Annotated in this window: 23 protein-coding genes and 1 pseudogene; 18 read left to right on the forward strand and 6 right to left on the reverse strand. The window is 66.1% G+C overall.

All coding sequences use genetic code 11. The features are described 5' to 3' along the window. The 5 genes and pseudogenes from DEA8626_RS18300 to DEA8626_RS18320 form a co-directional block, all read left to right on the forward strand. Positions 1 to 127: pseudogene (locus DEA8626_RS18300) on the forward strand (succinyl-CoA--3-ketoacid-CoA transferase); the annotation flags it as partial. Continuing rightward, positions 120 to 407 (forward strand): GNAT family N-acetyltransferase, encoded by a 288-nt coding sequence (locus DEA8626_RS18305; protein WP_108854704.1) that lies wholly within the window; start codon positions 120 to 122, stop codon positions 405 to 407. The pseudogene DEA8626_RS18300 and the gene DEA8626_RS18305, both read left to right, overlap by 8 nt. A 78-nt stretch (positions 408 to 485) precedes the next feature. Continuing rightward, a complete protein-coding gene (locus tag DEA8626_RS18310) occupies positions 486 to 1,496 on the forward strand; it encodes a lysylphosphatidylglycerol synthase transmembrane domain-containing protein (RefSeq protein ID WP_108854798.1) in 1,011 nt (336 codons plus the stop codon). Next, complete coding sequence (locus DEA8626_RS18315; protein ID WP_108854705.1) at positions 1,477 to 2,790, forward strand: FAD-binding oxidoreductase; 1,314 nt, start codon at positions 1,477 to 1,479, stop codon at positions 2,788 to 2,790. Before DEA8626_RS18310 ends, DEA8626_RS18315 begins: the two co-directional genes overlap by 20 nt. Next, on the forward strand, positions 2,787 to 3,524 hold the full coding sequence (locus DEA8626_RS18320; RefSeq protein ID WP_108854706.1) for an SDR family oxidoreductase: 738 nt from the start codon (positions 2,787 to 2,789) through the stop codon (positions 3,522 to 3,524). Before DEA8626_RS18315 ends, DEA8626_RS18320 begins: the two co-directional genes overlap by 4 nt. A 5-nt stretch (positions 3,525 to 3,529) precedes the next feature. Here DEA8626_RS18320 and DEA8626_RS18325 read toward each other — a convergent pair whose 3' ends face one another. Further along, entirely contained in the window at positions 3,530 to 4,414 is an 885-nt protein-coding gene (locus DEA8626_RS18325) for a LysR substrate-binding domain-containing protein (protein WP_245890916.1), read from the reverse strand. Between the two features lie 137 nt (positions 4,415 to 4,551). Here DEA8626_RS18325 and DEA8626_RS21160 point away from each other — a divergent pair, with 137 nt between their 5' ends. Then, positions 4,552 to 4,722, forward strand: a complete 171-nt coding sequence (locus DEA8626_RS21160; RefSeq protein WP_181366517.1) for a hypothetical protein — start codon at positions 4,552 to 4,554, stop codon at positions 4,720 to 4,722. A 118-nt stretch (positions 4,723 to 4,840) separates the two neighbouring features. Here DEA8626_RS21160 and DEA8626_RS18330 read toward each other — a convergent pair whose 3' ends face one another. Beyond that, positions 4,841 to 5,920 carry a T6SS phospholipase effector Tle1-like catalytic domain-containing protein gene (locus tag DEA8626_RS18330; RefSeq protein ID WP_108854708.1) on the reverse strand — a complete coding sequence of 360 codons (1,080 nt, stop codon included), beginning with the start codon at positions 5,918 to 5,920 and terminating at the stop codon, positions 4,841 to 4,843. Positions 5,921 to 6,322: 402 nt separating this feature from the next. Further along, the gene (locus DEA8626_RS18335; RefSeq protein ID WP_108854709.1) at positions 6,323 to 7,468 is read right to left on the reverse strand and encodes a type III PLP-dependent enzyme; all 1,146 of its coding nucleotides are present in this window, start codon (positions 7,466 to 7,468) and stop codon (positions 6,323 to 6,325) included. A 221-nt stretch (positions 7,469 to 7,689) separates the two neighbouring features. On the opposite strand from DEA8626_RS18335, the gene DEA8626_RS18340 reads away from it, so the two are divergent. Continuing rightward, positions 7,690 to 8,121, forward strand: coding sequence for an Lrp/AsnC family transcriptional regulator (locus DEA8626_RS18340; RefSeq protein WP_108854710.1), 432 nt, complete (start codon positions 7,690 to 7,692; stop codon positions 8,119 to 8,121). Positions 8,122 to 8,223: 102 nt separating this feature from the next. Beyond that, the gene (locus DEA8626_RS18345) at positions 8,224 to 8,991 is read left to right on the forward strand and encodes a VOC family protein (protein WP_108854711.1); all 768 of its coding nucleotides are present in this window, start codon (positions 8,224 to 8,226) and stop codon (positions 8,989 to 8,991) included. A gap of 4 nt (positions 8,992 to 8,995) precedes the next feature. Here the strand turns inward: DEA8626_RS18345 and DEA8626_RS18350 are convergent, their stop codons facing one another. Further along, entirely contained in the window at positions 8,996 to 9,889 is an 894-nt protein-coding gene (locus tag DEA8626_RS18350) for a LysR family transcriptional regulator (RefSeq protein WP_108854799.1), read from the reverse strand. A 105-nt stretch (positions 9,890 to 9,994) separates the two neighbouring features. Here DEA8626_RS18350 and DEA8626_RS18355 point away from each other — a divergent pair, with 105 nt between their 5' ends. The 3 genes from DEA8626_RS18355 to DEA8626_RS18365 are packed head-to-tail and all read left to right on the forward strand — an operon-like array spanning position 9,995 to position 12,412. Next, positions 9,995 to 10,876 carry a phytanoyl-CoA dioxygenase family protein gene (locus DEA8626_RS18355; protein ID WP_108854712.1) on the forward strand — a complete coding sequence of 294 codons (882 nt, stop codon included), beginning with the start codon at positions 9,995 to 9,997 and terminating at the stop codon, positions 10,874 to 10,876. Then, positions 10,876 to 11,490: an HD domain-containing protein gene (locus DEA8626_RS18360; protein WP_108854713.1), complete on the forward strand. Its 615-nt coding sequence runs from the start codon at positions 10,876 to 10,878 to the stop codon at positions 11,488 to 11,490. The genes DEA8626_RS18355 and DEA8626_RS18360 overlap by 1 nt, the downstream gene beginning before the upstream one ends. Before the next feature lie 58 nt (positions 11,491 to 11,548). Continuing rightward, positions 11,549 to 12,412 carry a sterol desaturase family protein gene (locus DEA8626_RS18365; protein ID WP_245890917.1) on the forward strand — a complete coding sequence of 288 codons (864 nt, stop codon included), beginning with the start codon at positions 11,549 to 11,551 and terminating at the stop codon, positions 12,410 to 12,412. A 21-nt stretch (positions 12,413 to 12,433) separates the two neighbouring features. Here DEA8626_RS18365 and DEA8626_RS18370 read toward each other — a convergent pair whose 3' ends face one another. After that, positions 12,434 to 13,405 carry a zinc transporter ZntB gene (locus DEA8626_RS18370; RefSeq protein ID WP_245890918.1) on the reverse strand — a complete coding sequence of 324 codons (972 nt, stop codon included), beginning with the start codon at positions 13,403 to 13,405 and terminating at the stop codon, positions 12,434 to 12,436. Positions 13,406 to 13,787: 382 nt separating this feature from the next. Between DEA8626_RS18370 and DEA8626_RS18375 the strand changes: the two genes are divergently transcribed. Further along, entirely contained in the window at positions 13,788 to 14,012 is a 225-nt protein-coding gene (locus DEA8626_RS18375; RefSeq protein WP_108854714.1) for an SHOCT domain-containing protein, read from the forward strand. 137 nt (positions 14,013 to 14,149) lie between these two features. Here the strand turns inward: DEA8626_RS18375 and DEA8626_RS18380 are convergent, their stop codons facing one another. Beyond that, complete coding sequence (locus DEA8626_RS18380) at positions 14,150 to 14,968, reverse strand: class I SAM-dependent methyltransferase (protein ID WP_219929221.1); 819 nt, start codon at positions 14,966 to 14,968, stop codon at positions 14,150 to 14,152. 187 nt (positions 14,969 to 15,155) lie between these two features. Between DEA8626_RS18380 and DEA8626_RS18385 the strand changes: the two genes are divergently transcribed. From DEA8626_RS18385 to ygfZ, 6 genes are all read left to right on the forward strand, one after another. Next, on the forward strand, positions 15,156 to 16,718 hold the full coding sequence (locus DEA8626_RS18385; RefSeq protein ID WP_108854715.1) for a winged helix-turn-helix domain-containing tetratricopeptide repeat protein: 1,563 nt from the start codon (positions 15,156 to 15,158) through the stop codon (positions 16,716 to 16,718). A 75-nt stretch (positions 16,719 to 16,793) separates the two neighbouring features. Beyond that, positions 16,794 to 19,832 (forward strand): valine--tRNA ligase, encoded by a 3,039-nt coding sequence (locus DEA8626_RS18390; protein ID WP_108854716.1) that lies wholly within the window; start codon positions 16,794 to 16,796, stop codon positions 19,830 to 19,832. A gap of 96 nt (positions 19,833 to 19,928) precedes the next feature. Beyond that, positions 19,929 to 20,270 carry a DnaJ family domain-containing protein gene (locus tag DEA8626_RS18395; protein WP_108854717.1) on the forward strand — a complete coding sequence of 114 codons (342 nt, stop codon included), beginning with the start codon at positions 19,929 to 19,931 and terminating at the stop codon, positions 20,268 to 20,270. Positions 20,271 to 20,310: 40 nt separating this feature from the next. Beyond that, positions 20,311 to 21,417: a pyridoxal phosphate-dependent aminotransferase gene (locus tag DEA8626_RS18400; protein ID WP_108854803.1), complete on the forward strand. Its 1,107-nt coding sequence runs from the start codon at positions 20,311 to 20,313 to the stop codon at positions 21,415 to 21,417. A 217-nt stretch (positions 21,418 to 21,634) separates the two neighbouring features. Continuing rightward, on the forward strand, positions 21,635 to 23,302 hold the full coding sequence (locus DEA8626_RS18405) for an ABC transporter ATP-binding protein (RefSeq protein WP_108854804.1): 1,668 nt from the start codon (positions 21,635 to 21,637) through the stop codon (positions 23,300 to 23,302). Between the two features lie 25 nt (positions 23,303 to 23,327). Beyond that, positions 23,328 to 24,083: a CAF17-like 4Fe-4S cluster assembly/insertion protein YgfZ gene (ygfZ, locus tag DEA8626_RS18410; protein ID WP_108854718.1), complete on the forward strand. Its 756-nt coding sequence runs from the start codon at positions 23,328 to 23,330 to the stop codon at positions 24,081 to 24,083. Positions 24,084 to 24,109: the final 26 nt, after the last annotated feature.

Here is a 24,109-nt window from a genome sequence, read left to right on the forward strand (position 1 = left end):
CGTCGACCGGATCATCACCAATCTCGGCGTCCTCGACGTGGTCGAGGGCGGCCTGAAGATCGTCGAGACCGCCGAGGGCGTCAGCGAAGACGAACTCCGTGCCGCAACCGAGGCGACGATTGTCTGAGCCTGAGATCACGCGCGAAAGCGGCCCTGCTAAGGGCCGTTACGTGCTGGTCCAGTCGGGCGAGGAGGCCGAACTGACCTTCTCGATCGTGAGCCCGACGAAGATCATCGCCGACCATACAGGCGTGCCCGATGCCCTGCGCGGCACCGGCGCGGGCCGCCAATTGGTCGAGGCGCTGGTCGCCGATGCCCGGTCGCGCGGCTTCACCATCATCGCGCTCTGCCCATTCGTAAAATCGCTGGCGGCGCGCCATCCCGAGTGGCAGGACGTGTTCGTCTGAAACGCCCCCGCGACTGTCAACTTTTCCGAGACAAATCCTTAATCCTGCCCCAATCCGTTGCTAGCGAGCGGGACAATGATGAGCGCTGATCTGCCCCTTCCCGACAAGCCTCCCGCGCCGCGCAGCCGACGTGCGCGCGACGTCGTGGTCGTGGCGGCGCTGCTTGCGCTATTCATCGCCGGGCTCATCGGCCTTGCTGCCGCGACCGGATGGGAAGAAACCCGGGCCCAGATTGCGCGATTGACGCTCTGGCAGGGGGCGATCCTGCTTCTGCTTTCGCTGGTCAACTACCTCCTGCGCGGGCTGCGCTGGCATCTCTTCGCGCGCCGGCTAGGCATCGCGACGACCCCCGGCCAAGACATCCGCCACTTCCTCGGCGGCTTCGCGATGGTCGTCACCCCCGGACGGGTAGGAGAACTCGTGCGCATGCGCTGGCTCAAGCGCGAGACCGGCTGGGCCTACGAACGAACCGCGCCGCTCGCGCTCATGGACCGCGCCTCGGACCTCGCCGCGATGGCGCTGATCCTTGCGCTGTCGCTCGCGCTCGCCGCAGGTGGCATGACTGGCGCCGTCCCAGTCACGATCGCCGCGCTCGCCGCCGCCTATGTGGCGACGCGCCCCCGTCTCCTCGCCAGCCTCGTCACGCTCGCCCACCGCGCCATCGGCCGCTGGCAAAGGCTCTTCGGCCGGCTCCGGCAGGCCGCCCGCTCGGTGGCGCGGTTTTCCGACCCGCGCGTCATGGCGCCCGCGCTCGCCCTCGGCATCGTGGGCTGGCTCGCCGAAGGTTACGCGTTTCATCTGCTTCTCGGCTGGATGGGGGCCGACATCGGGCTGATGAAGGCCATCGCCATCTTCGTCTTCGCCACGCTCGCCGGCGGGCTCACAGGCGCGCCCGGAGGCGTCGGAGGGGCCGAAGCCGCGATGATCGCGCTGCTCGCGCTCGACGGCGTGCCGATGGAGGTTTCGGTGCCTGCCACGGCGATCATCCGGGTCACGACGCTGTGGTTCGCGCTCGCGATCGGCATGGCGGTCTTTCCCTTCGCCGAGAGGGCGTCATTGAGAGGGGCACATGCGCTGGAAAGAGGCTGACTACGCCGGCTGGGGCCGGGCACTGACCGCCCACGGTGAAATCGCCCGCCCCGAGCGGCGGCGCGCGCTCGAGGAGATCCTGGCCGACAGCCTGGTCCCCGCGATCGGGATGCGCCGCAGTTACGGTGACGCCGCGCTCAACGACGGGGGGCGGGTGATCGACATGACCCGGCTCGACCGGATGATCTCCTTCGACCCGGCGGCCGGCGTTCTGGACGTGGAGGCCGGCGCCCGCATCGGCGAAATCGCCGCCGCGTTCGCGCCGAAAGGCTGGCTACCGGCGGTTATGCCCGGCACCGGTTTCGCGACCGTCGGCGGCTGCATCGCGCAGGACGTCCACGGCAAGAACCACCATCACGCCGGGTCCTTCTGCGAACATGTCGTCTCACTGACGCTCCGCAACGGCCAGGGCACCGTCGAGGTCACGCCCGAGAAGGCGCCCGATCTTTTTCGCGCGACCGCAGGCGGGCTCGGCCAAACCGGCGTGATCGTCTCGGCGCGTCTGAAACTTCTTGCCTGCAAGGGCGACGTGATGGTCGTGACTGAACGGCGCGTCGACGGCTGGGACGAATTCCTCGCGCTCCTCGACGCCTCCGAGGCCACCTATACCGTCGGCTGGGTCGACGCGACCGCCAAGGGCGCGAAGCTCGGCCGCGGGATTCTGGAAGAAGGTGAAACCGGCTCCGGTCTTGTGCCGAAGCGCGTGAAGTACCGCAAGGTACCCTTCGACGCGCCGCGCTTTGCGCTAGCGGCCCCGATCGTGCGCGCCTTCAACGAAGCCTACTACCGCCGCGTGCCGGATACCGGACGCACGGTCGTCAAGCCGATTTCGGACTTCTTTTTCCCGCTCGACAAGATCCACGACTGGAACAAGCTTTACGGCAAGAAGGGCTTCCACCAGTTCCAGTGCGTCGTGCCCATCGCCTCCGCCCCCGCCTTGCGCGATATGCTGGAGGAGATCGCGAATTCCGGCCTCGCCTCGCCGCTCGCGGTCCTGAAGCGCATGGGTCCGGGACGCGCGGGCTTCCTCAGTTTCCCGATGGAAGGCTACACGCTCGCCGTCGATTTCCCAAACCGCGCCGAGGCGCGCGAGCTGATCAAGAAACTCGAAGACCACGCGGCCGATGCCGGCGGACGGATCTATTTCGCAAAGGACAGCCTCGCACGCGGGACCGATATCCGCGGGATGTATCCCGATCTAGCCGACTGGCAGGCCGCCGTCGCCAAGGCCGACCCGGAGGGCGCGCTCGCGACCGACCTTGTTCGCCGTCTCAGCCTCAGGAGCGCGCCATGACCTCGACCTGGATCATCCTCGGCGCGACCTCGGCTATGGCGCGGGCGTTCGCGCGCGCCGTCGCGGCCGAAGGCGCGGGTGTACTCCTCGCGGGCCGCGACACTGACGACTTGAAGGCCATCGCCAGCGACTGCGCGCTTCGCGGCGCGCGGTTCGCCGAGGCCATGGCCTTCGATGCCCGCAAACCCAAGGGCTTCGCCGCCCTTGTCGAGCGCCTCGAATCCGAGGAGGGCGAGATCAACGCCGCCGTCTTCGTCGGCTCGATGCCCGAACAGGCGGCGATCGACGCCGATCCCTCGCTCATCGACGGCGTCGTGACCGACAGCCATACCGGCCCCGCGCGGTTCCTCCAGATGATCGCGCCGGTGATGGAGGCGCGGGGCGGCGGCACGGTGGTCGGCGTCGGCTCGGTCGCGGGCGACCGGGGGCGGATCGGCAACTACGTCTACGGCTCGGCCAAGGCGGGCTTCGCGACTTACCTCTCGGGTCTCAGGAACCGGCTGACGCGGGCGGGCGGCCACGTGGTCACCGTCAAGCCCGGCTTCGTCGACACCGGCATGACCTGGGGGCTGCCGGGCATGTTCCTCGTCGCCTCGCCCGAGAATGTCGCCACGGACATCTTGAACGCTGTCCGGAGGCGTCGCAACGTGATCTACACGCCCTTCTTCTGGCGCTACATCATGCTGATCATCCGCCATATCCCGGAATTCATCTTCAAGAAAATGAAGATCTGAGCGCTCTACGCTCCGGCTGCCTGCCGGACCACATCGCCGCCGAGCGCGCGCATCTCTGCGAGTAGCCATGCTCGAAAGGCGCGCACCGCGGGCGCGTTGCGCCGCCGTTCCGGATAGACGAGCCAGAGCGAGAGATCCTCCTCGGCCACGAGGTCGAATGGCTGGATCAGGTCGCCCCGCTCCAGCGCGCTGCGGAAGTAAAGCGGCGTTAGCAGGCAGGCGCCGTGCCCGGCCAGCGCCGCCTGGGCATCGAGGATCTGCGCGCCGAGCCACGAACTGCCGCGCGCACCGACAGGTGGCGGCGGCACGCCCGCTGCCTCGAACCACAGCGCCCAGCACGGATCATCCGCGTCGAGCCGGGGCACTTTGAGCAGATCCTGCGGCTTCCGGAATGGCCCGTGGCGGCGCTCGAATTCGGGGCTGACCATCGGCGTGAAGCGCGACCGCATCAGATGGTCGGCCATGAGCCCGGGCCACTTGCCCTGCCCGGCGCGGATCGCGACGCTGGCCTCTCCGGTCAGAAGATCCGCCAGCCGGTGGTCGACCTCGACGCGGGTCGTTATTTCAGGATGCTCGATCTGGAACCGGCCGAGCGCCGGCGCGAGCACGTGGGTAGCGAAGGTGGCGAGCACGCTGATCACAAGCGTCTCCTGGCTGTCGCGCCGCGCCTCCGCGAAGGCCTGGCGGAGGATCTCCATCGCCTCGCCCGACCGCTCGGCAAGTCGCGCCCCCTCGGCCGTCAGACACACGCCCCGCGCGCGGCGGCGAAAGAGCGGCATCCCGACCCGGTCCTCCAGAACCTTGACCTGGTAGCTCACCGCGGCCTGCGTCATGCCAAGCTCGGCGGCCGCGCGGGTGAAACTGCCGTGCCGGGCTGCGGCCTCGAACACGCGGATCGCCGCGAGCGGGGGGAGAGGCGGCTGCAAAGTCATAAGTCCCACTTATGTCAGATGACTCACGTTCGATTGGCGAACTATTCGATTCTGACCAAATTATAAGCAGGAAACGTAGCAAATGGACTCATTCGATGACCGATTACACCGCAGCGCATTCTATCGAGAGCAGCTTATCCCAGAAGCTCGCGCGACTGGTCCGTCGAAGGCCCCTACCGACGGAACAGAAGGAAAAGCTCGCAAGGCGCGCGCTGAGCGACCTGTCCGAACATATCCGCAGGGATATCGGCCTGTTTGACGGCTGACGACGCGGATACGCCATCCCTTGGCCGACCGGAATGGTATACCGATCGGCCAAGATGCCGCGGGACCGTCACGCGGCCCCATGTCGTGCAGATGAATGTAGTTCAGCGCGCGGGCGCCTCAGGCGCGGCGGCTCAACCGCAGGACGGGAATGCGCCATTCCCGACGCGGCGGACCGACCATCGCTGTGGGGTGGCGGCTTTCGGACGGATCGCGCCCGACCCTGCGGCGCGCACGCAGGACAAATAACTTACCCCAGCCGCGCGTCGTCCCGACGGAAGGCGCCGAAGGATCGGTCGGGAAGCGCTCCCGCCAACCGTCGGGCAATACTAGGCCACAGTGCTCCGCCTTCTCCACCATCCAAACCAGGGGGACATTCGCGAGCGTCCGCGCCGGCAGGAAGCCGCCAAGCTGGCCGCCCACGTCGCCATGGGTGCCACGAAACCACATCTGCTCTATTCGTCCCTGCCACTCGCCGTTGCGCGTGTCCCACAGGATCGGATCAAAGGCCGCCCGGTTCTCGTTCAGCGCCAGCGCGTGGTAGCCGTGCTTGACGATCGGGCCAAGCGCATGGTTGTGGAATTCATGCTGCGGCTCGGTCCACATCCACAGGATTGGAAGCCTAAGACCCAATGCCTTCACCGTGTCGAAGACGCCGATCATCTCGATCTCGGCCTTTTCGTGACAAAAGCGGCGACGGAAAATCGACTCGAACCGGCTTTCGGTTTCTCGCTGGTAGTAGCGGTAGGCCAAGCGTATGTTCCGCTCGGTGGCATGATTGGCCTGAAGAAGACCGACCTGATCGATGATCCCGGCCAGCGAGCGGACCGCGTAGGCGCCCCGCGAATAGCCGATCAGGAAGATCCGGTCGCCGGGCCGGTAGCGCGTGGCAAGCCAACCATAGGCGCGGCGGATCTGGCGGTTGATCCCGCGCCCCATCGCCACGTCGGCGGTGTGGCGCCACATGTGCCACTGCACGCCCGCCTCGTAATAGAGCGATAGGCGCGCCGAGGCCGGCTGCGCCCGGAGAAGCTTGTAGATCAGCCCGACATTCGTCTCGTGGCCATCGTCGAGCGTGGAGAGCGTCCCGTCCAGGAGGACGACATGGTCCGTGGGTCCACGGCCCGGCACCGCGTGGCGTGTCTCGACACGCCTGCCGATCCGCAAAAGTCGTAGCAGCTTATCAGTGAGCCGCGTCACCCTTTCCCATCTCCTGCTTCGCCGCGCTTTTTGTCGCAGCGTGCTTCGTCACCCTTGGTTCCAGCATACCCCAACGCTCCGAGTCGCCTAAAGTCAGGAATACGTAACTTCCCGTTACTGAATGTTTCCGTTTCCCCGGCCGCAACAATGCAGCAATGCCGTCATCGGCGTTAACCTCGGCGGTGGTCCCGGATGGGGCAGCCGCGCTCACCGGTCCGGCAGGCCTTTCAGCACTGGATAGATAGGCCGGACGGCCCGGTACTCGCAGTCTAGACGGACAAGTTTGACAAAACGTTGATCGATCGCGGGGCCATTCCGTGACGCTTTTGTGCCGAGACGGGGTCCGAACGCGAAAGGGCCGGCGCAGACCGCGCCGGCCCCTGTCACATTCTCGCAGTCAGGTCAGACGGTCAGCCGCATCACCGTGGCGACCGACATCTCGCCGAAGCCATTGAAGCGCGTATTGGTGGCCGTGGAATAAGCGCCCATGCCCGAGAAGACGACGTAGTCGCCCTCGGCCAGGTCGCCCGGCAGATCGACCTCGCCCGGAAGGCGGTCGACGCTGTCGCATGTCGGGCCGAAGATCACGCGCGCCCGGGCCTCGCCCTCGCGGCGCTGACCCTCAGGCGATATGACTGCGACACGGTCGATGATGCCGGTGATCGGCAGTTCGTCCATGCAGCCATACGTGCCGTCATTCAGGAAAACGTGCTCGTCATCGCGCAGTCCCTTCACGCAGGCCGCAAGGCTGAAGCTCTCGGCGACGAGACCGCGGCCTGGCTCGCAGACGAGCGCGGGCGGGGCGCCTTCGAACGCCTCGTCGGCCACGCGCCGGATCAGCGCGAAAATTGCGTCGAGCTGCGGCAACTCAGTGTTCAGCCGGTGCGACGGGAAGCCGCCGCCGACATTCAGGCGGCGGACCGTGACGCCCGCGTTGCGGCAGATCTCGGCCGCGGCGCGCAGATAGGCGTCCCAGGCCATCGGATCGGTGCACTGGGTGCCCGGGTGGAAGGTCAGCGACGAGACGAAGCCGTGCAGCGCCACTTCGCTCAGTAGCTCGGTCGCGCGCTCCACTGTCGCGCCGAACTTGGCGCCGAAATTATACGCCGCGCCCGCCACAGGCAGCTTGAATCGCACGGAGATTTCGGTGCCCTCGGCCGGCACGATCTTGATGAGCTTGGCCAGTTCGGACCGGCTGTCCACTGAATAGGATTTCACACCCATCTCCACGGCGTAGGCGATCTCGTGCCGGGCGCGCACAGGGTTGTTGTAGTGCAGGTCGGCGGAGGGCGCGAGCCGGCGGATAAGCGCGATCTCGGCGGGCGACGCCACGTCGAAGCCGCGGATGCCGGCGGCGACGAGATTTTGGATCACCACCTCCTCGGGGTTCGACTTGACCGCGTAGGTGACGAAGCCCGGGAAACCATCGATGAAGCGCCGCGCGGTAGCCTGCAGAACCGACGGTGCGAAGAACATCACGGGGCTGAGCGGCCGCTCGTTGCGCAGGAATTCGGACGGATTCGTCCAGATCATCTTTGAAAGCCCCATCGGCGTCACTCCACCAACAAGGCGCAGCCACCTCTTGCCCGGGACCACCGGTTGGAAAGCGCTTACGCATTTGACCAAACCAGGCCAGGTGCGGATGAGCCGCCCTTCTCCTGAACGAGTTTGCCGGATATGAGGCACATTTCGACCGATCAAAAGAGTAGATTTGTTGCGCTACTTCGTTAGAATGACGAAAATTGCAGTCAAAACGCCGGTGTTGCAGAATGGACGACCTCGACCGCTCGATCCTGGGATATCTCGGCTCCGACGCCCGAATGTCGGTGGCCACGCTCGCTCGGCGACTGAAGGTCGCGCGCTCCACCATTCAAGCCCGGCTTGAACGGCTCGAGACGTCGGGCGTGATTGCGGGCTACACGGTCAAGCTCGGCGAGGCCGCCCGCCAAAGCCGCATCCGCGCCGCGGTGCTTCTCACGATCGAGCCGCGCGCGCAGGCGAACGTGCTGACCCGGCTCAAGGCGATTCCTGAAGTGGAGCGCATCCACACCACCTCGGGCCGCGTCGATTTCCTGCTGCAAGTCGCCGCTCCGACGACCGCAGTGCTCGACACCGTGCTCGACCAGATCGGCGAGATGACGGGCGTGAAAAGTTCCGAAAGCCTCATCCATCTCTCGACCAAGCTCGACCGCGCGGTCTGATACCCTTGCCTTCGGCCGCCACGCGGCGCAGGCTTGTCCGCGCACGATCCGGACCGGATATCGCTGGTTCGGCGCTGGTAGACACCGACACGGAGGACGAACATGGCCAAGGCGAAACGGGGCAAGCCCTGCTGGTACGAGCTTTCCACGACCGATCCCGATGGGGCCGCAAGCTTTTACGGGCGCGTGCTCGGCTGGCAAGTCGCCGATGCCGGGATGCCGGGCTTCGACTACCGTATCGCCAAATCCGGCGACGACATGGTCGCGGGCATGATGGCACCGCAGGGCCAGAACACCGAGCCGCTCTGGATGGTCTACGCGACGGTCACAGATTGCGACAAAGCCGCAAAGGCCATCGCGAAGGCGGGCGGCGCGGTCCGTCAGGAACCGACCGACATCCCCGATACCGGCCGCTTCGCCATCGTCGCCGACCCCCAGGGCGCGGCGATTGGGATTCTCCAACCGCTCGAAGACGACAGCAATGCGTTTGACCAGGATAAGCCCGGTCACGCCCAATGGCAGGAGTTGATGACCTCGGATCCGAAAGCGGCGATGGAATTCTACGGAAAGCATTTCGGCTGGAAGCCCGCCGACAGCATGGATATGGGCCCCGGCGGCAGCTACGACATGTTCCGCCACGGCAAGACCGATATCGGCGGCATGATGAAACAGGCGCCCGGCATGCCGGGACCGAAGCGGCCCTTCTGGCTCCCGTATTTCGGCACCGATGGCATCGAAGCCGCCATCGGGCGCACGAACGAAGCGGGCGGCAAGGTCATTCACGGCCCGATGGAGATTCCCGGCGGCGCCTTCATCATGGTCGGAAACGACCCACAGGGTGCGCTTTTCGCGCTCGTCGGGCCGAAGTGACGCTTCAGCCGCGAGCGATCGTGGCGCAGCTTTCCAACAGCCAGTCGCGGAAGACCCGCGCGGGGCGGCGGAGCGTCGCCGCCTCCGGGTAGACGAGGTGGTAGTGCTCCAGCCCCGGCACCGACACCCCGGGCAGGCAGGGCACCAGCCCCTGCGCCGCGACGACCGGGTTGCTCGCCGGCGCGCGCGCCAGCGCGATGCCTGCACCGCTCCCGGCCAGGGCTGCCGCCATGACGGTGGAATCGACCATCACGAACCGCGCACCCGCGCCCAGCATCTTCAGATGCGAGAAGACATGCGGCCACCCCGCGCGATGGGTCGCAACCTCCAGAAGCGGATGGGCCAGAAGATCGGCGGGCGTCCCGATCCTTTCGGCGATGTCGGGCCGGGCGACGGGATACAGCACCTCGCCGATCAGCCGGTCATGCGCCGGGCCGTGGGCCGAAGGCGCGCCGAACACGATCTTCAGATCGGCGAAGGCATGGGCGAAGTCCTCCGTCGCGTTACCGGTCGTCAGGTTCAGTGCGATGTCCGGGTGGCGCGCGGTGAAATCGCCATAAAGCGGCGCGAGAATTCCCTGAGCGAAGATCAGCACCGCCTGCACATAAAGCCGCTCCTCCCGGGCCCGCCCGAACAATCCTTGTGTCGAGCTTTCGAGTGACACCAGCGACATCTGCACCGACGGAAGATATGCCCGCCCGGCCTCTGTAAGGCGGACCGCGTGAGCGTGGCGGATGAAAAGCGGCATCCCCAGATGGCCCTCAAGCGCCTTGACCTGCTGGCTTACCGCCGGTGCCGACATGTTCAACTCCGCCGCCGCCCGCGCGAAACTTTCCGTCCGCGCCGCCGCCTCGAAGACGCGCAGCCAGTTGAGCGAGGGGATGCGGGGGCGCTCCATGCCTCCGAGCATAAGTTCAACTTATTCTCAGCGGCAAGAGATACCGTTCTGACCCCGAACGCACACGCGCTAACGTCGCCACTAAGCGACGAACGGGAGACCAACATGTGCATGCCTTTGATCGACGGCCGGCTTTCAGAAACCGAAAAGGCGAAATACTGGGAGGATGGCTATCTCTTCCCAATCCAGGCGATCCCGCCGGAAAAAGCCCGCGCCTGGCGGTCCGAACTCGAACAAATCGAACATGATTGGCTCGATGCCGGCCTGCCCTTGCCGCTCAACACCTACAAACGCGTCAACGCCAACTGCGTGATGCCGCTTGCGCATCGAATCGGCGCCGACCCCGCGATCCTCGACATCGTCGAAGGCATCCTCGGGCCGGACCTCCTGATTTACGGCGTGGAATTCTTCATTAAGGAACCGCACACGAAGCACAAGGTCTCCATGCATCAGGACCTCACCTATTGGGGGCTCGGCGCGATCGACGGCTTGGTGACGATGTGGCTCGCGCTGTCGCCCTCGACCCGCGCCTCGGGCTGCATGGAGTTCGTGAAGGGCTCGCACCTCAACCCGATCCTGCCGCACGAGGACACCTTCGCCGCGGACAACCTCCTCTCGCGCGGCCAAGAAATCAAGGTCGACGTCGCGTCCGAAGACCGCGCGCCGATCGAACTGATGCCCGGCCAGATCAGCCTGCATCACGGGCTGACGATCCACGGCTCCGGCCCCAATGCGTCGGACGACCGCCGGATCGGCGCGGTGGTGCGCTATGTGACGCCGGAAATCGCCCAGCTAGTCGGGGAAAAGGACTACGCGATGCTCGCCCGGGGCGCCGACCGGACGGGCAACTTCATTAACTTCTGCCCGCCCACCGCGAATTTCACGCCCCAAAGCCTTGCGCTTTACGATGAAATCCGCTCCGCTCAGGCCAAATTCCTGATGAAGGGCACGACGAACGCAAACGGGCTCTACGCGGAGGCGCGCTGATGGAGAAGGTCAACTTCAAACAGATGAAGGACGGTACGAGGGAGGAATACGAATTCCTCACCGCGCACGAGATCGATCATACGAAGCACACCGCCGACCGGCTCCTGGCTGCGCTCGTCGACCTCGACAAGTCACTTTCGGGCTACCAGATTACCCGCCTCGGCCACTCGGTCCAGTCCGCCACCCGCGCCTGGCGCGACGGGGCGGACATCGACTGGGTCGTCTCGGCGCTGCTGCACGACATCGGCGACATCTACGCGCCCTACAACCATGACGAATACGCCGCGACGATCCTGAAGCCTTTCGTCCGCGAGCAATGCACCTGGGTCGTCCAGACCCATGGCGACTTCCAGATGCTCTATTACGGCCACCACGTCGGCGGCGACCAGCACAAGCGCGACCGCCACCGCGGCAACCCCTATTTCGACGACTGCGCCGAATTCTGCGAACGCTGGGACCAGGCTTCATTCGACCCCGACCACGACGACCTGCCGCTCAATTTCTTCGCCCCGATGGTGCGCGAGGTCTTCGACCGCAAGCCCTACGATCCGGCAGTCATCCGGCCTGACCAACGCGAGCCGCTGACGAACGAAACGGCCGCCGCCACCCGTTAGCAGCCGGCATTGGCGCTGCCCCGGCGCGTTGCTAAGATGCGGCGCCCGGAGGTCGCCCGTGTCCGACATTCTCCTCATCTACGAAGTGCCGATCCGGCTCGCGGCCTTCCTCGCCGCGCTCGCCGCCATGGCGCTCTGGGAACTCTCCGCCCCTCGCCGCCGCGTCGAGATCCCGCGCGTCCTCCGGTGGTCCAACAACCTCGCCCTCGTCGTGATCGACGCCGCGCTCGTCCGGCTCGCCTTCCCGGTCCTCACGGTCGGCGTCGCCGTCATTGCGGAGGATCGCGGCTGGGGCCTGTTGAACGCCGTCGTCGTTCCCGGCTGGATTGCCGTCATTGTCGCCTTCCTTGCCCTCGACTTCGCGATCTACCTCCAACACGTCCTTTTTCATGCCGTTCCAGCGCTTTGGCGGCTCCACCGGATGCACCATGCCGATCTGGAATTCGACCTGACGACCGGCGTCCGCTTCCACCCCGTCGAAGTGCTCCTGTCGATGGGCCTGAAGCTGGGGATCGTGGCCGCCCTCGGCGCCCCCGCCGTCGCCGTCCTGATGTTCGAGGTCCTCTTGAACGCCACATCTATCTTCAACCATTCGAACATCGACCTGCCGCGCCGCATCGACGCCATCCTGCGCCTCTTCGTCGTGACCCCGGACATGCACCGCGTCCATCACTCGGTGCACCCGTCCGAAACCAACACGAACTTCGGCTTCAACCTACCGTGGTGGGACCGCCTGCTCGGCACCTACCGCGCCCAGCCCCGCGACGGGCACCTCGGCATGACGATCGGAATCGAACAATTCCGGACGCTCCGCGACCTCTGGCTCGACCGGATGCTCCTGCAACCGTTGCGCGGCGCGGCCGGGAACCGTTTCTTCAACAGCGGGGCGCGCGGCGACCCCGAAGACGCGGACGAAATCTGAGCCGTGCCCGCAAGTCGGCGATCAGCCGAGCAGCCCGAGCCGCCGGAACAGCCAGATCTGGAACAGGCAGACCACACCCAGAAGCCCGCAAACGGCCCAGAACGCCCAAGGCACACTTGATCCGGGAATACCTCCCACGTTGATGCCTAGAAGCCCCGTCAACAGCCCCAGCGGCAGGAAAATCGCCGCCACGACCGATAGGACCAGCATCTGCCGGTTCATCGCCTCGGCCCGGATGTCCACGACCTGGTCGCGCACCACCTGCGCGCGGTCGCGGATCGCGTCCAGCTCCTCCGCAAGCCGCGTCACCCGCTCTGTCGCCTCGCGCAAACGGCTCCTGTCGCGCTGGCTGAGCCAGTCGAGCTCCTCGATCTCGAGCGTGCTCAGGGCATCCCTTTGGGGGAACATGAACCGCCTGAGGACAGACGACACCCGCCTGACATCGGCGAGCTCGCGCCTCAGCTCCGGCCCCACCTCCGACGACACCTGATCCTCCAGATCGTCGAGCCGCTCGTTCAGCGCAGCTACGACAGGCTCGGCCCGGTCGGCGAGCCTCAATGCGATCCGCGCGATCAGGTCGCCAGGCGTCGCCGGACCGTGGCCGCTCCGAAGTCCCGCGATCACGTCGCCGACGCCCGCGAGTTCGCGGCGCTGGGTGGAGATCATGCGCCCCGGCAACAGGCACAGCCTGAGCGAGACCATGTCCTCCGGCTCCGCGCCGGGGTTGAGGTTCACGCCGCGCAAGTTGATGAGCGCCATGTCACCATGGAGCGTGCAGCGCGGCCGCGTCTCTTCGGCGGTCAGCGCCGCCCGCGCGATCGGATCAAGCCCCGCCGCGTCGAGCCAGGCGAGCCCCGCCGCGCTGCCAAAATTCACATGGACCCAGACAAAGCCGCCTTCGGGCGACGTCAAGTCCGCCAGCTTGCGGTCCGTCACCTCGACCGGTGCCACGCCCCCTGCCCCGTCCATCGAAAAGGCCGTGAGTTCCGCCATGCATTGCGCCTCCCTTGCTCGTCACTGGCGCCAAATTGCGCGGTCGCACCGACATTGTCACCGGCTTTCGGCTTCATTGGGCCCGCTCAGGCGCTTGGTGTAACGTTTCCATGCAAACACAGGTCATCTCGGCCCGGACACACGCGAAGACCCCGGGGCATGATCTGGATCAGGTCAGGTTCCTCGTAAACATGCTTTGATGCTGTCCAGTCGGAAACGGTGATTGGCACCGGCTTCGAGCTGAAGGGAGATCGCGGTGAACGCATTCAGGCGAAGGTTTTCGGCCGCATTCGTCGCTCTTTTGTCGCTCCCGGGCAGCGCATTGGCGCAAGTCCGGGAGCGCAGTGACGAATTTCATGGTCACGTGTGGGGAGACGGGCATATGTGGGGTAGCGGCTACGGCATGGGCTACGGGTTGTTCGGCGGACTGATGATGGTGCTCTTTTGGGTGATCCTCCTCGCGCTCGTCGTGATCGCCGTGCGCTGGTGGATGGATCAGGGCGCGGGCAAGCGGTCGTCGGCACTTGATATTCTGCAGGAACGCCTCGCGAAGGGCGAGATCGATCCCAAGGAATACGCCGAACGCAAGAAGGCACTGGAAAGCTAGGCCTCCCGCAGCCGCCGGGCTTAGGCATCGTCAATGGCCGCTTCGACAAGCCAGGCGGTTGGGAGTGGATTCGCCGCCCGGCCGTCGAAGACATCCCCGGCCCGGCAGAGCCAGGCCGGGGGCATCGCTCTCTGTGCTCACTTACGGATGCGCACCTCGGCATAGGTCGAAGGCACGACGAATCCGTCCCGGCCGGCGACGTTGAAGCGCGCGATCAGCGCCTCGAGATCGGACCGAAGCGCATCCCCCTTCTCGCCCAGAGCCAGGAAGGCACGGTTCAGGGGGCCGTAATAAGTGCGGAACACGTCGAGGAAATGCGCCGCGGAGCGATAGCGGAACACGAACTCCTTTTCGACGATCTGGATATCCGACACCTTGTCGCTGAACAGCTCGCGCAGCACGCCCTCGTCGCCCCAGCGGGCCGGCGACTGCACGCCCGGGGCGGGCGCAATGTGCTTGCCGAGCGTCTTGAAGACCTGCCCGATAAAGCCATCGGCGGTCCAGTTCGCCATGCCGATCGTGCCGCCCGTCCGGCAGACCCGCGCCAGCTCCGACGCCGCCATCGCCTGATCGGGCGTGAACATCACGCCGAAGGTCGACAGCACCGTGTCGAAGCTCCCGTCGGCGAACGGCAGCGCCTCGGCATCGGCGATCTGGTAGGTCACATCCAGCCTCTCGGCCTCGGCCCGCCTCCGCGACCGGTCGAGCAGCGCCTGAACATAGTCCGTCGAGGTCACCTCGCAGAACCGGCGCGCGGCGGCGAGCGTCGCGTTGCCGTTGCCAGCGGCCACATCGAGCACCTTGGTGCCGGCCCGCAGGTCGATCGCCTCGCACAGCTCCTCGCCGACGATCTGGAGCGTCGTGCCGATCACGGCATAGTCGCCCGCGCCCCAGGCGGCGCGCTGCTTTTCCTTGACGGCGGCGAGATCGACGGTGGGTGTGGTCATCGTAGTCATGGGATTTCTCCTCCTGTGTCCCGGCCGGTCAGGGCCGGGCGCGTTCTGTTGTCATGTCGGCACCGGACACTCTGCCCGGACCGCACGTCGCCGCTCTACACCCCCGACAGGCCCGAAGCTTGTGGACTGGCTGAGGAAACGTGGCGATTATCTGGCGATGTCATCGCCGATCAGGTAGGCTCTCGCGGTGCTGCACCGCTTCGAGGATTTCGAACTCGATCTCGCGCGCGCCGAACTGCGGCGCGCGGGCGCGCAGGTCACGCTCGAACCGCGCGCCTTCGACCTCCTGGCACTTCTCGTCGATTGCCACGACCGCATGGTCTCCAAGGACGAAATCGTCGAGAAGGTCTGGCACGGGCGATTCATCACCGACGCCGCCATCTCGACCGGAATCAAGGCCGTGCGCCATGCGCTCGGCGACGACGGCGCATCGCAGCGGTTCGTCCGCACGCTGCGCGGACGCGGCTTCCGCTTCGTCGCGCCCGTGCGGACCGCCCTCGCCGCCGAGGCGGCCCCGGACGGCCCGTCCCCCGCGCCGCCCTCCGCGGACGCCGGTGTCGGCCGCCCGGTCCTGGCCGTTCTGCCGTTCGAGGAACTCGGCACCGCGCACCTCACGGCGACGCTCGCCGACGCGCTCCCGGCCGAGCTCATCTCGTCGCTGTCGCGGATGCGCTGGATCGGCGTGATCGCGCGCGGCTCCTCGTTCCGCTTCCGCGGCCCGTCGATCGATTTCGACGCGCTGCGCCAGAGCCTCGGCGCCGGCTACTGCCTCTCGGGAACCGTCGAGATCGCCGGCGACACGCTCTCGCTCTGGCTCGAACTGACCGACACCGCCACCCACCGCGTGATCTGGTCGGACCGGGCGACGACCCAGGTTGACGGCCTGCACGAAACCCGGACGCGCATCGTGGGCGAGGTGATGGCGGCGCTCGAGGTCCACATCCCCCTCAACGAGGCCGAAAAGGCGCGGCTCCGGACATCCGACCGCCTCGACGCCTGGGCGCTCTACCATATCGGGTTGCGGCACATGTACCGCTTCAACCGGGCCGACAACGCGCTCGCCGCCGATCACTTCCGCCGCGCGACCGAAATGGATCCCGACTTCGCCCGCGCCTTTGCCGCGCGCTCCTTCGCGAGCTTCCAGAGCGCGTTTCTCGTCTACTCCCCCGACCGCGACCGCGACGCCTCCGAGGCGCGGCGCTTCGCCGAACGCGCGGTGGAGCTCGACCCGCTGGACCCCTTCGCCAATTACACGCTCGGGCGCGCGCACTGGCTCGACGGCAGACCCGAGGCCGGCATGGGCTGGCTCGACCGCGCCGTCGAGCTCAGCCCCAGCTTCGCCTCCGGCCACTATTCCCGCGGCTGGGTCAACGTGATCGCGGGCGATACCATGCATGCCCACGACAATGCCGGCACCGCGCTCAAGCTCAGCCCGCTCGACCCCCTGGCCTACGCGATGAACACGGTCCGCGGCCTTGCCTGCCTGGCGGAGGGCGACTTCGCGCCCGCCGCGCAATGGGCTGAACGCGGCGCGCTGTCGCCGGGTGCGCATGTCTACATCGCGGCCATCGCCTCGGCCACCCAGCGCCTCGCCGGCAACGACGCGCGCGCGGATTTCTGGGCGGCCCGGGTGGCGGCGCGAGACGACGCACCGTCGTTGGCGCAGTTCTTCGCCGTCTTCCCGTTCCGCGACGACCGGATGGTGGCGCTTCTCCGCCGCGCGCTCCCGAAGGCGGGCTTTCGCGACTGACGGCCACCGCCCGCCCCCTTTCCCTTCCCGTACCCATTCGCTAAGGGAAACCCGGTTAACGACGGGACGCTGATCATGCCGATGGAAAAGACCTTCAACGCCCATGAGGCCGAGGCGCGTATCTACGCCGAGTGGGAGAAATCCGGCGCCTTCAAGGCCGGGGCCAACGCCTCGCGCGATGAGACCTTCTGCATCATGATCCCGCCGCCGAACGTCACCGGCTCGCTCCACATGGGCCACGCCTTCAACAACACGCTGCAGGACATCCTCACCCGCTGGCACCGGATGCGCGGCTTCGACACGCTCTGGCAGCCCGGCACCGATCATGCCGGCATCGCGACCCAAATGGTCGTCGAGCGCGAGCTGGCCAAGGAAGGCAACCTCTCCCGCCGCGACATGGGGCGCGAGAAATTCATTCAGCGGGTCTGGCAACAGAAGGTGAAGTCCCGCGACAACATCAAGAACCAGCTCAAGAGCCTCGGCGCCTCCTGCGACTGGGACCGCGAAGCCTTCACCATGTCCGGCGCCCCGGAGGCACCCGAAGGAGAGGAAGGCAATTTCCACGACGCCGTCATCAAGGTCTTCGTGGAGATGTACGAGAAGGGCATGATCTACCGCGGCAAGCGGCTGGTGAACTGGGACCCGCATTTCGAAACCGCGATCTCCGATCTCGAGGTCGAGCAGGTCGAGGTCGACGGCCATATGTGGCGGCTGCGCTATCGCCTCGCCGACGGCGAGACCTTCGACTATGTCGAGAAGGACGAGGACGGCAACGTCACCTTGAGCGAGACTCGCGACTACCTGACCGTCGCCACGACCCGGCCCGAGACGATGCTCGGCGATACCGGCGTCGCGGTCCACCCGGACGACCCGCGCTACACGCACCTGATCGGCAAGGACGTGATCCTGCCGCTGGTCGGCCGCCGCATCCCGATCGTCGCCGACGACTACGCCGACCCCACCAAGGGCACGGGCGCGGTGAAGATCACCCCCGCCCACGATTTCAACGACTGGGGCGTCGGCCAACGCTGCGGCCTACGCGCGATCAACGTGATGACCACCCGCGCGGCCATGTGGCTGAAGGACAATGCCGATTTCGCCGAGGGCTGCGACGCCGACGCCCTCGCACGCCTCTACGAGGCCATCGACGGCACCGACCGCTACGAGGCGCGCGACTGGATCGTCCAGACAGCCTCCGCCGAGGACTGGCTCGACGGCATTGACAAGGACCGCCACATGGTCCCGCATGGCGACCGCTCGAAGGTCGCGATCGAGCCTTATCTGACCGACCAGTGGTTCGTGGACACCGCGAAGATCGTCGAACCGGCGCTCGAGGCGGTCCGCAAGGGCATGTCCGCCCACGAGGCCGGCAGCTTCGACGACGCCGCCGGTTACACCCGGATTCTCCCTGAACGCGACGCCAAGACCTATTACCACTGGCTCGAGAACATCGAGCCCTGGTGCATCTCCCGCCAGCTCTGGTGGGGACATCAGATTCCGGTGTGGTATGGACCGCGACTGAGAGACATCGAGTTTGAGTACGAACTGGCGGGCAGCCTACACCGAGGTGCAACGCTAAACGTCTTCCAAAGCCAAGATGCCTACTCGGGCATCTCTGATTTTCCTCGCTTTTGCTTGTCTGTGTTCGATCCTCACGCAAAGGAGTTGCAGGATCACATCTCGTCAATTGCCAGAGACACTGATCTATCTGGTTGGACCATCGAGGTGGTCGCAGATGCAAAAGAAGGCATGCACGTTCTCCGGGACTCGCTAATCAAGGGGAGACCAGTTTATCCCGTCTGGCGCGACCCCGACGTCCTCGACACCTGGTTCTCCTCGGGCCTCTGGCCGATCGGCACGCTCGGCTGGCCCGAGGACACGCCCGAACTCAAGAAATACTTCCCGACCTCTGTCCTCGTCACCGGCTTCGACATCATCTTCTTCTGGGTCGCCCGGATGATGATGATGCAATTGGCAGTCGTAGAGCAGATTCCTTTCCATACCGTTTACGTCCACGCGCTTGTCCGCGACGAGAAGGGCAAGAAGATGTCGAAGTCCCTGGGCAACGTCCTCGACCCCCTCGACCTGATCGAGGAATTCGGCGCCGACGCGGTGCGCTTCACGCTGACCGCGATGGCGGCGATGGGCCGCGACCTCAAGCTCTCCAAGGACCGCATCGCCGGCTACCGGAACTTCACCACGAAGCTCTGGAACGCCACCCGTTTCGCGGAAATGAACGGCGCCTTGCGTAGGGACGTTGCAGCTACGGAACAACTACAGAAACCCGACGCGGAACATACGGTCAACCGCTGGATCATCGGAGAGGTCGCCCGCGCCCGGATCGCCGTCGACGAGGCGCTCGAAAACTACCGCTTCAACGACGCGGCGAACACGCTCTACGCCTTCACCTGGGGCAAGGTCTGCGACTGGTATGTCGAATTCGCCAAGCCGCTGATGGACGGCGAACACGCTGAAGAAACCCGCGCCACGATGGCCTGGGTCCTCGACCAGTGCTACATCCTGCTGCACCCCATCATGCCCTTCGTCACCGAGGAACTCTGGGGCCTGACGGGCGACCGGGCGAAGCAGCTCGTCCATGCCGACTGGCCGGACTATGGCGCTGACCTCATTGACGAAAACGCCGACCGAGAGATGAACTGGGTGATCGGCCTCATCGAGGAAATCCGCTCCGCCCGCGCCCAGATGCACGTGCCGGCGGGGCTGAAACTCCCGATCATCCAGACCGCGCTCGACGTCAGAGGCCGCGCCGCCTACGCCAACAACGCGCCCATGATCGAACGCCTCGCCCGCCTCGACGGCATGACAGAAGGACAGGCCCCGAAAGGTGCGATCACAATCGCCGTCGAGGGCGGAGGCTTCGCGATCCCCTTGGAGGGCGTCATCGACATCTCGGAGGAAAAAGCGCGTCTTTCCAAGACATTGGATAAGCTTGAGAAGGATCTCGGCAGCCTCCGCGGGCGGCTCAGTAACCCGAAATTCGTCGAAAGCGCCCCCGAGGAAGTGGTCGAGGAGACCCGCGAAAAGCTCGACCTCGGAGAGGATGAGGCCGCAAAACTCAAGGCCGCATTGAGCCGGCTCGCCGAAATCGGCTGATCCGATACTATCAGTCCGGAACGCGGCTCGAAGGTACGGGGACGGCGCGCTCGACCCTCCCGTTAACCGGACCTGCACCTATTTCGGATAAACAAGATGCCGATGCCCGGATGGCTGAACCGGATTGCCAAGCGCCGCATGCTGAAGGCCCGCGCCGAGGGTGCGCTCGGCAAGTTCGCGGGCGAGGACGAGCCACTGCCCGTCCGTCCGGGCGACATTTTCATCGATCCGGGCGAGGCGATCGGCTTTCGCATCATGGCCGAAACTGGCGCCCTGCCAGACGAGATCTCGCTGAGAGAGGCGGTCCAGGAGGCGAAGGCCCGATATTCTGCCGCAGCTGATGAGACCGAACGGCGCGCGGCCATGGCCGAGATCGCCCGCCTGGAGCAGCGCTGCGCCGTCGCCGAGGAAGCCCGGCGCAGGTTCGTGAAGAACTGATCGCTTGCCGGGCGGTGCGTTTTCGGCTTTCACTCCGCCCATGACCGGACCACGCTATACCCAGCTAGCCGCCGCGCTCCCCTCGACCGTGCCCTTCGTGGGGCCGGAAACCCAGGAGCGCGCGCGCGGCCGCACCTTCGCCGCCCGCCTCGGCGCCAACGAAAGCGTCTTCGGCCCCTCGCCCCGCGCCATCGTGGCCATGGAAAAGGCTGCCCGCGATGTCTGGATGTACGGCGATCCCGAGAACCACGACCTGCGCGAAGCCTTGGCCGAACACCACGGCGTGCCATCGGAAAATGTCGTCGTCGGAGAAGGCATTGACGGGCTTTTGGGCTACCTCGTCCGTCTGCTTGCCGCGCCCGGTGACCCCGTAGTCACCTCTGACGGAGCCTACCCGACCTTCAACTTCCACGTCGCAGGCTACGGCGGCAGGCTTCACAAGGTGCCATATGCGGGCGACCATGAAGACCCCGAGGCGCTGGCCGCCAAGGCTGCGGATACCGGCGCGAAGCTCATCTATCTCGCCAATCCCGACAACCCGATGGGCTCATGGCACGATTCAGACTCCGTCCAGCGGATGATCGACGCCGTGCCCGAAGGCGCGCTCCTCGCACTCGACGAGGCCTACCTTGAGCTTGCGCCCGACGGCACGGCGCCCGTGATCGACCCGGACGACCGGCGCGTGATCCGCCTGCGGACCTTCTCCAAGGGCTACGGCATGGCCGGCGCCCGGGTGGGCTATGCCATCGCCCATCGCGATCTCGTGGCCGCCTTCGACAAGGTCCGCAACCATTTCGGCATGTGCCGCACCTCCCAGGCCGGCGCGCTCGCGGCGCTCGGAGATCAGGCCTACCTCGCGGTCGTGCAGGAAACGGTCGCCGGCGCGCGGGATGAACTCTCCCGCATCGCACGGCTGAACGGCCTAGTCCCGCTGCCCTCGGCCACGAATTTCGTCACGATGGATTGCGGCGCGGACGGTGCATTCGCCCGCAAGGTGCTGAGTGAGCTCGTTTCACGCGACGTCTTCGTGCGCATGCCCTTCATTGCCCCACACGACCGCTGCATCCGGGTAAGCGCGGGCCGCCCGCAAGACCTCGCCCATTTCGCGTCCGCCCTGCCCGAGGCGCTTGCCGCAGCCCGCGCTTGAGCCGCTGCGATGCCGCGCCGCTCGCTTGCCAGCCCGCCTCATTCGGGCTAGATCGCCATGACCCGCGCGGGTCCCGTCCGTGCCCCGCGATGTGACCGAAGGACCGAACCGTCCCGTGACCGCCCTCCTTTCCCAGACCGGACGCTCCGATCCCTACAGCTCGCGCAGGCTTTTGGGACGGCTCTGGCGCGACTACCTCGCGTCGCACAAATGGACCATGCTCGCGGCCTTCGTCTTCATGACGATCGAGGGCTCCACGCTCGGCGTTCTCAGCTGGATGCTGAAACCCCTGTTCGACCGGGTCTTCGTCGCAGGCGACGCGGGCGCAATCTGGTGGGTGGGCGGCGTGATCCTGTCTCTGTTCCTGATCCGCGCGACGATGCTCATCATCAACCGCGCGCTGATGTCGAGCGTCGCGATGAAGACGACCAGCGCGATGCAGGTCGATCTGCTCGCCCATGTACTGACGCTCGACGGCGGGTTCTTCCAGACGAACCCGCCCGGCGCGCTAATCGAGCGTGTCCAGGGCGACACCTTCGCGGTGCAGCGCATCTGGACGGTGCTGATCGCGGGGTTCGGTCGAGACGTCATTTCTCTGGTCGCACTCTTCGGTGTCGCTGTGTCGATCGACCTGCGCTGGACGCTTGCCGCGCTGATCGGCGCACCGCTCCTCATCCTGCCGACACTCGCGGTCCAGCGTTATATCCGGCGCAAGACGGATCACGTGAGAAACGAGTCCGCCGCACGCGCGACGCGACTTGACGAGATCTTCCATGGCATCGTTCCGGTAAAGCTCAACCGGATGGAGGACTACCAGCTTAGCCGGTTCCGCGGCATCGCCGGACGCATCGTCCGCGCCGAGATCAAGACAGCCGTCAGCCGGGCGTCTGTGCCCGCGCTGATCGACGTGGTCACGGGGATCGGCTTCTTCGGCGTCCTCATTCTTGCCGGGCGCGAGATCATCTCGGGCGAACGCACGATCGGCGAGTTCATGTCGTTCTTCACCGCCATCGCGCTGGCATTCCAGCCGCTCAGACGCCTCGGTGACATGGCGGGCGCCTGGCAGGTCGCGGCAGCGAGCCTCGCGCGGCTCTACCGGCTCTTTGATACCGAAGCCGCGATCCGTCCGGTTGCCCGACCGGACCCGCAGCCCGTCGGGCAAATGCGTATCCGCTTCGAGGACGTGCATCTGTCCTATGGCGACCACGAGGTTCTGCGCGGGCTCAGTTTCACGGCCGAGCCAGGCCGCACAACCGCGGTCGTCGGCCCCTCCGGAGCGGGCAAATCGACCGTCTTCAACCTGCTCACCCGGATGGTCGACCCGGACTCGGGCCGGATCACCATCGGCGATACGAACATTGCAGATATCGAACTCGGAACACTCCGAGACCTCTTTTCCGTGGTCACCCAGGATGCCTGGCTCTTTGACGAAACGATCCGTGAAAACGTGACGCTGGGGCGCTCAGATGTGGCTCCCGACGCGTTGGCCGAAGCGCTCGAAGCTGCTCATGTAGGCGCCTTCGTCCGCGAACTGCCTCAAGGGATCGAGACACCGGCCGGCCCGCGAGGCTCGGGCCTTTCTGGCGGCCAGCGTCAGCGGGTGGCGATCGCAAGGGCCTTGTTGCGCGACGCTCCGATCCTCTTGATGGACGAGGCGACCTCGGCGCTCGATGCGCAAAGCGAGGCGCTCGTGCAGGAAGCGCTTGACCGGCTGAGTCGCGGGCGCACGACGCTTGTCATCGCACACAGGCTTGCGACGGTGCGCGACGCCGATCTCATCCTCGTGATGGACCAGGGCCGCATCGTCGAACAGGGCACCCACGAAGCGCTTTTTGCTGCCGACGGTCTTTACGCGAGCCTTTGCAGGCTCCAATTCTCGGAATGATCGGATGAACTCGGAGAGTAAGACCATGACTGGCGAATCCGCCCCCGATCGGACCGTCATCGCGGTGGGCGGTAAGGATCGCACCGCCTTTCTGCAGGGCTTGGTTACGAATGACGTCGCGAAACTCGGCGACGGCCTCGTCTATGCCGCGCTGCTTACACCGCAAGGCAAGTATCTGGCCGATTTCTTCCTCGTACCGGACGACGACCGTATTCTCATCGACGTCAAATCCGATCACGCCGACGCGCTCATTCGCCGGCTGTCGATGTACCGCCTGCGCGCCGACGTGACGCTGGACCAGACAGCGCTAACCGTGACGCGCGGGCTTGGTCCCGCACCTGCCGGCGCCCATCCCGATCCGCGTCATCCCGCGCTCGGCTGGCGGCGCTACAGCACCGAAGCGGGCGCCACACCCGAAGTCGATTGGGACGCCATCCGCGTGACCCATTGCGTACCCGAAACCGGAATCGAGCTGATCCCCGACGAAAGCTATGTACTCGAATGCGGATTCGAGCGCCTCCACGGTGTTGACTTCCGAAAGGGCTGCTATGTCGGGCAGGAGGTCACCGCGCGGATGCGACACAAGACCGAGCTTCGCAAGGGTCTCGTCACCATCTCAGTGGACGGCGCGGCCCCAGTCGGCACCGAGATTGCGGCGGGCGACAAGCCCGCGGGTCGGCTCTTTACCCAATCAGGCGGCGAAGGGATCGCCTGGCTGCGTTTCGACAGGGCCGAGGGCGCGATGAAGGCGGGCGCTGCGCGCCTCTCCTTGAAAGACTAGAACGTCCCGAAAGGGGCCCTGTCTTG

The organism is Defluviimonas aquaemixtae, assembly GCF_900302475.1.
In the GTDB taxonomy this organism is placed as follows: Bacteria; Pseudomonadota; Alphaproteobacteria; order Rhodobacterales; family Rhodobacteraceae; genus Albidovulum; species Albidovulum aquaemixtae.

Excerpts from the sequence above, each read along its gene's own strand:
- DEA8626_RS18310 (WP_108854798.1), top strand. The coding sequence starts at position 486 with ATGAGCGCTGATCTGCCCCTTCCCGACAAGCCTCCCGCGCCGCGCAGC.
- DEA8626_RS18315 (WP_108854705.1), top strand. The coding sequence starts at position 1,477 with ATGCGCTGGAAAGAGGCTGACTACGCCGGCTGGGGCCGGGCACTGACC.
- DEA8626_RS18320 (WP_108854706.1), top strand. The coding sequence starts at position 2,787 with ATGACCTCGACCTGGATCATCCTCGGCGCGACCTCGGCTATGGCGCGG.
- DEA8626_RS21160 (WP_181366517.1), top strand. The coding sequence starts at position 4,552 with ATGACCGATTACACCGCAGCGCATTCTATCGAGAGCAGCTTATCCCAG.
- DEA8626_RS18335 (WP_108854709.1), bottom strand. The coding sequence starts at position 7,468 with ATGGGGCTTTCAAAGATGATCTGGACGAATCCGTCCGAATTCCTGCGC.
- DEA8626_RS18340 (WP_108854710.1), top strand. The coding sequence starts at position 7,690 with ATGGACGACCTCGACCGCTCGATCCTGGGATATCTCGGCTCCGACGCC.
- DEA8626_RS18345 (WP_108854711.1), top strand. The coding sequence starts at position 8,224 with ATGGCCAAGGCGAAACGGGGCAAGCCCTGCTGGTACGAGCTTTCCACG.
- DEA8626_RS18350 (WP_108854799.1), bottom strand. The coding sequence starts at position 9,889 with ATGGAGCGCCCCCGCATCCCCTCGCTCAACTGGCTGCGCGTCTTCGAG.
- DEA8626_RS18355 (WP_108854712.1), top strand. The coding sequence starts at position 9,995 with ATGTGCATGCCTTTGATCGACGGCCGGCTTTCAGAAACCGAAAAGGCG.
- DEA8626_RS18360 (WP_108854713.1), top strand. The coding sequence starts at position 10,876 with ATGGAGAAGGTCAACTTCAAACAGATGAAGGACGGTACGAGGGAGGAA.
- DEA8626_RS18370 (WP_245890918.1), bottom strand. The coding sequence starts at position 13,405 with ATGGCGGAACTCACGGCCTTTTCGATGGACGGGGCAGGGGGCGTGGCA.
- DEA8626_RS18375 (WP_108854714.1), top strand. The coding sequence starts at position 13,788 with ATGTGGGGTAGCGGCTACGGCATGGGCTACGGGTTGTTCGGCGGACTG.
- DEA8626_RS18380 (WP_219929221.1), bottom strand. The coding sequence starts at position 14,968 with ATGACTACGATGACCACACCCACCGTCGATCTCGCCGCCGTCAAGGAA.
- DEA8626_RS18390 (WP_108854716.1), top strand. The coding sequence starts at position 16,794 with ATGCCGATGGAAAAGACCTTCAACGCCCATGAGGCCGAGGCGCGTATC.
- DEA8626_RS18395 (WP_108854717.1), top strand. The coding sequence starts at position 19,929 with ATGCCGATGCCCGGATGGCTGAACCGGATTGCCAAGCGCCGCATGCTG.
- DEA8626_RS18400 (WP_108854803.1), top strand. The coding sequence starts at position 20,311 with ATGACCGGACCACGCTATACCCAGCTAGCCGCCGCGCTCCCCTCGACC.
- DEA8626_RS18405 (WP_108854804.1), top strand. The coding sequence starts at position 21,635 with ATGCTCGCGGCCTTCGTCTTCATGACGATCGAGGGCTCCACGCTCGGC.
- ygfZ (WP_108854718.1), top strand. The coding sequence starts at position 23,328 with ATGACTGGCGAATCCGCCCCCGATCGGACCGTCATCGCGGTGGGCGGT.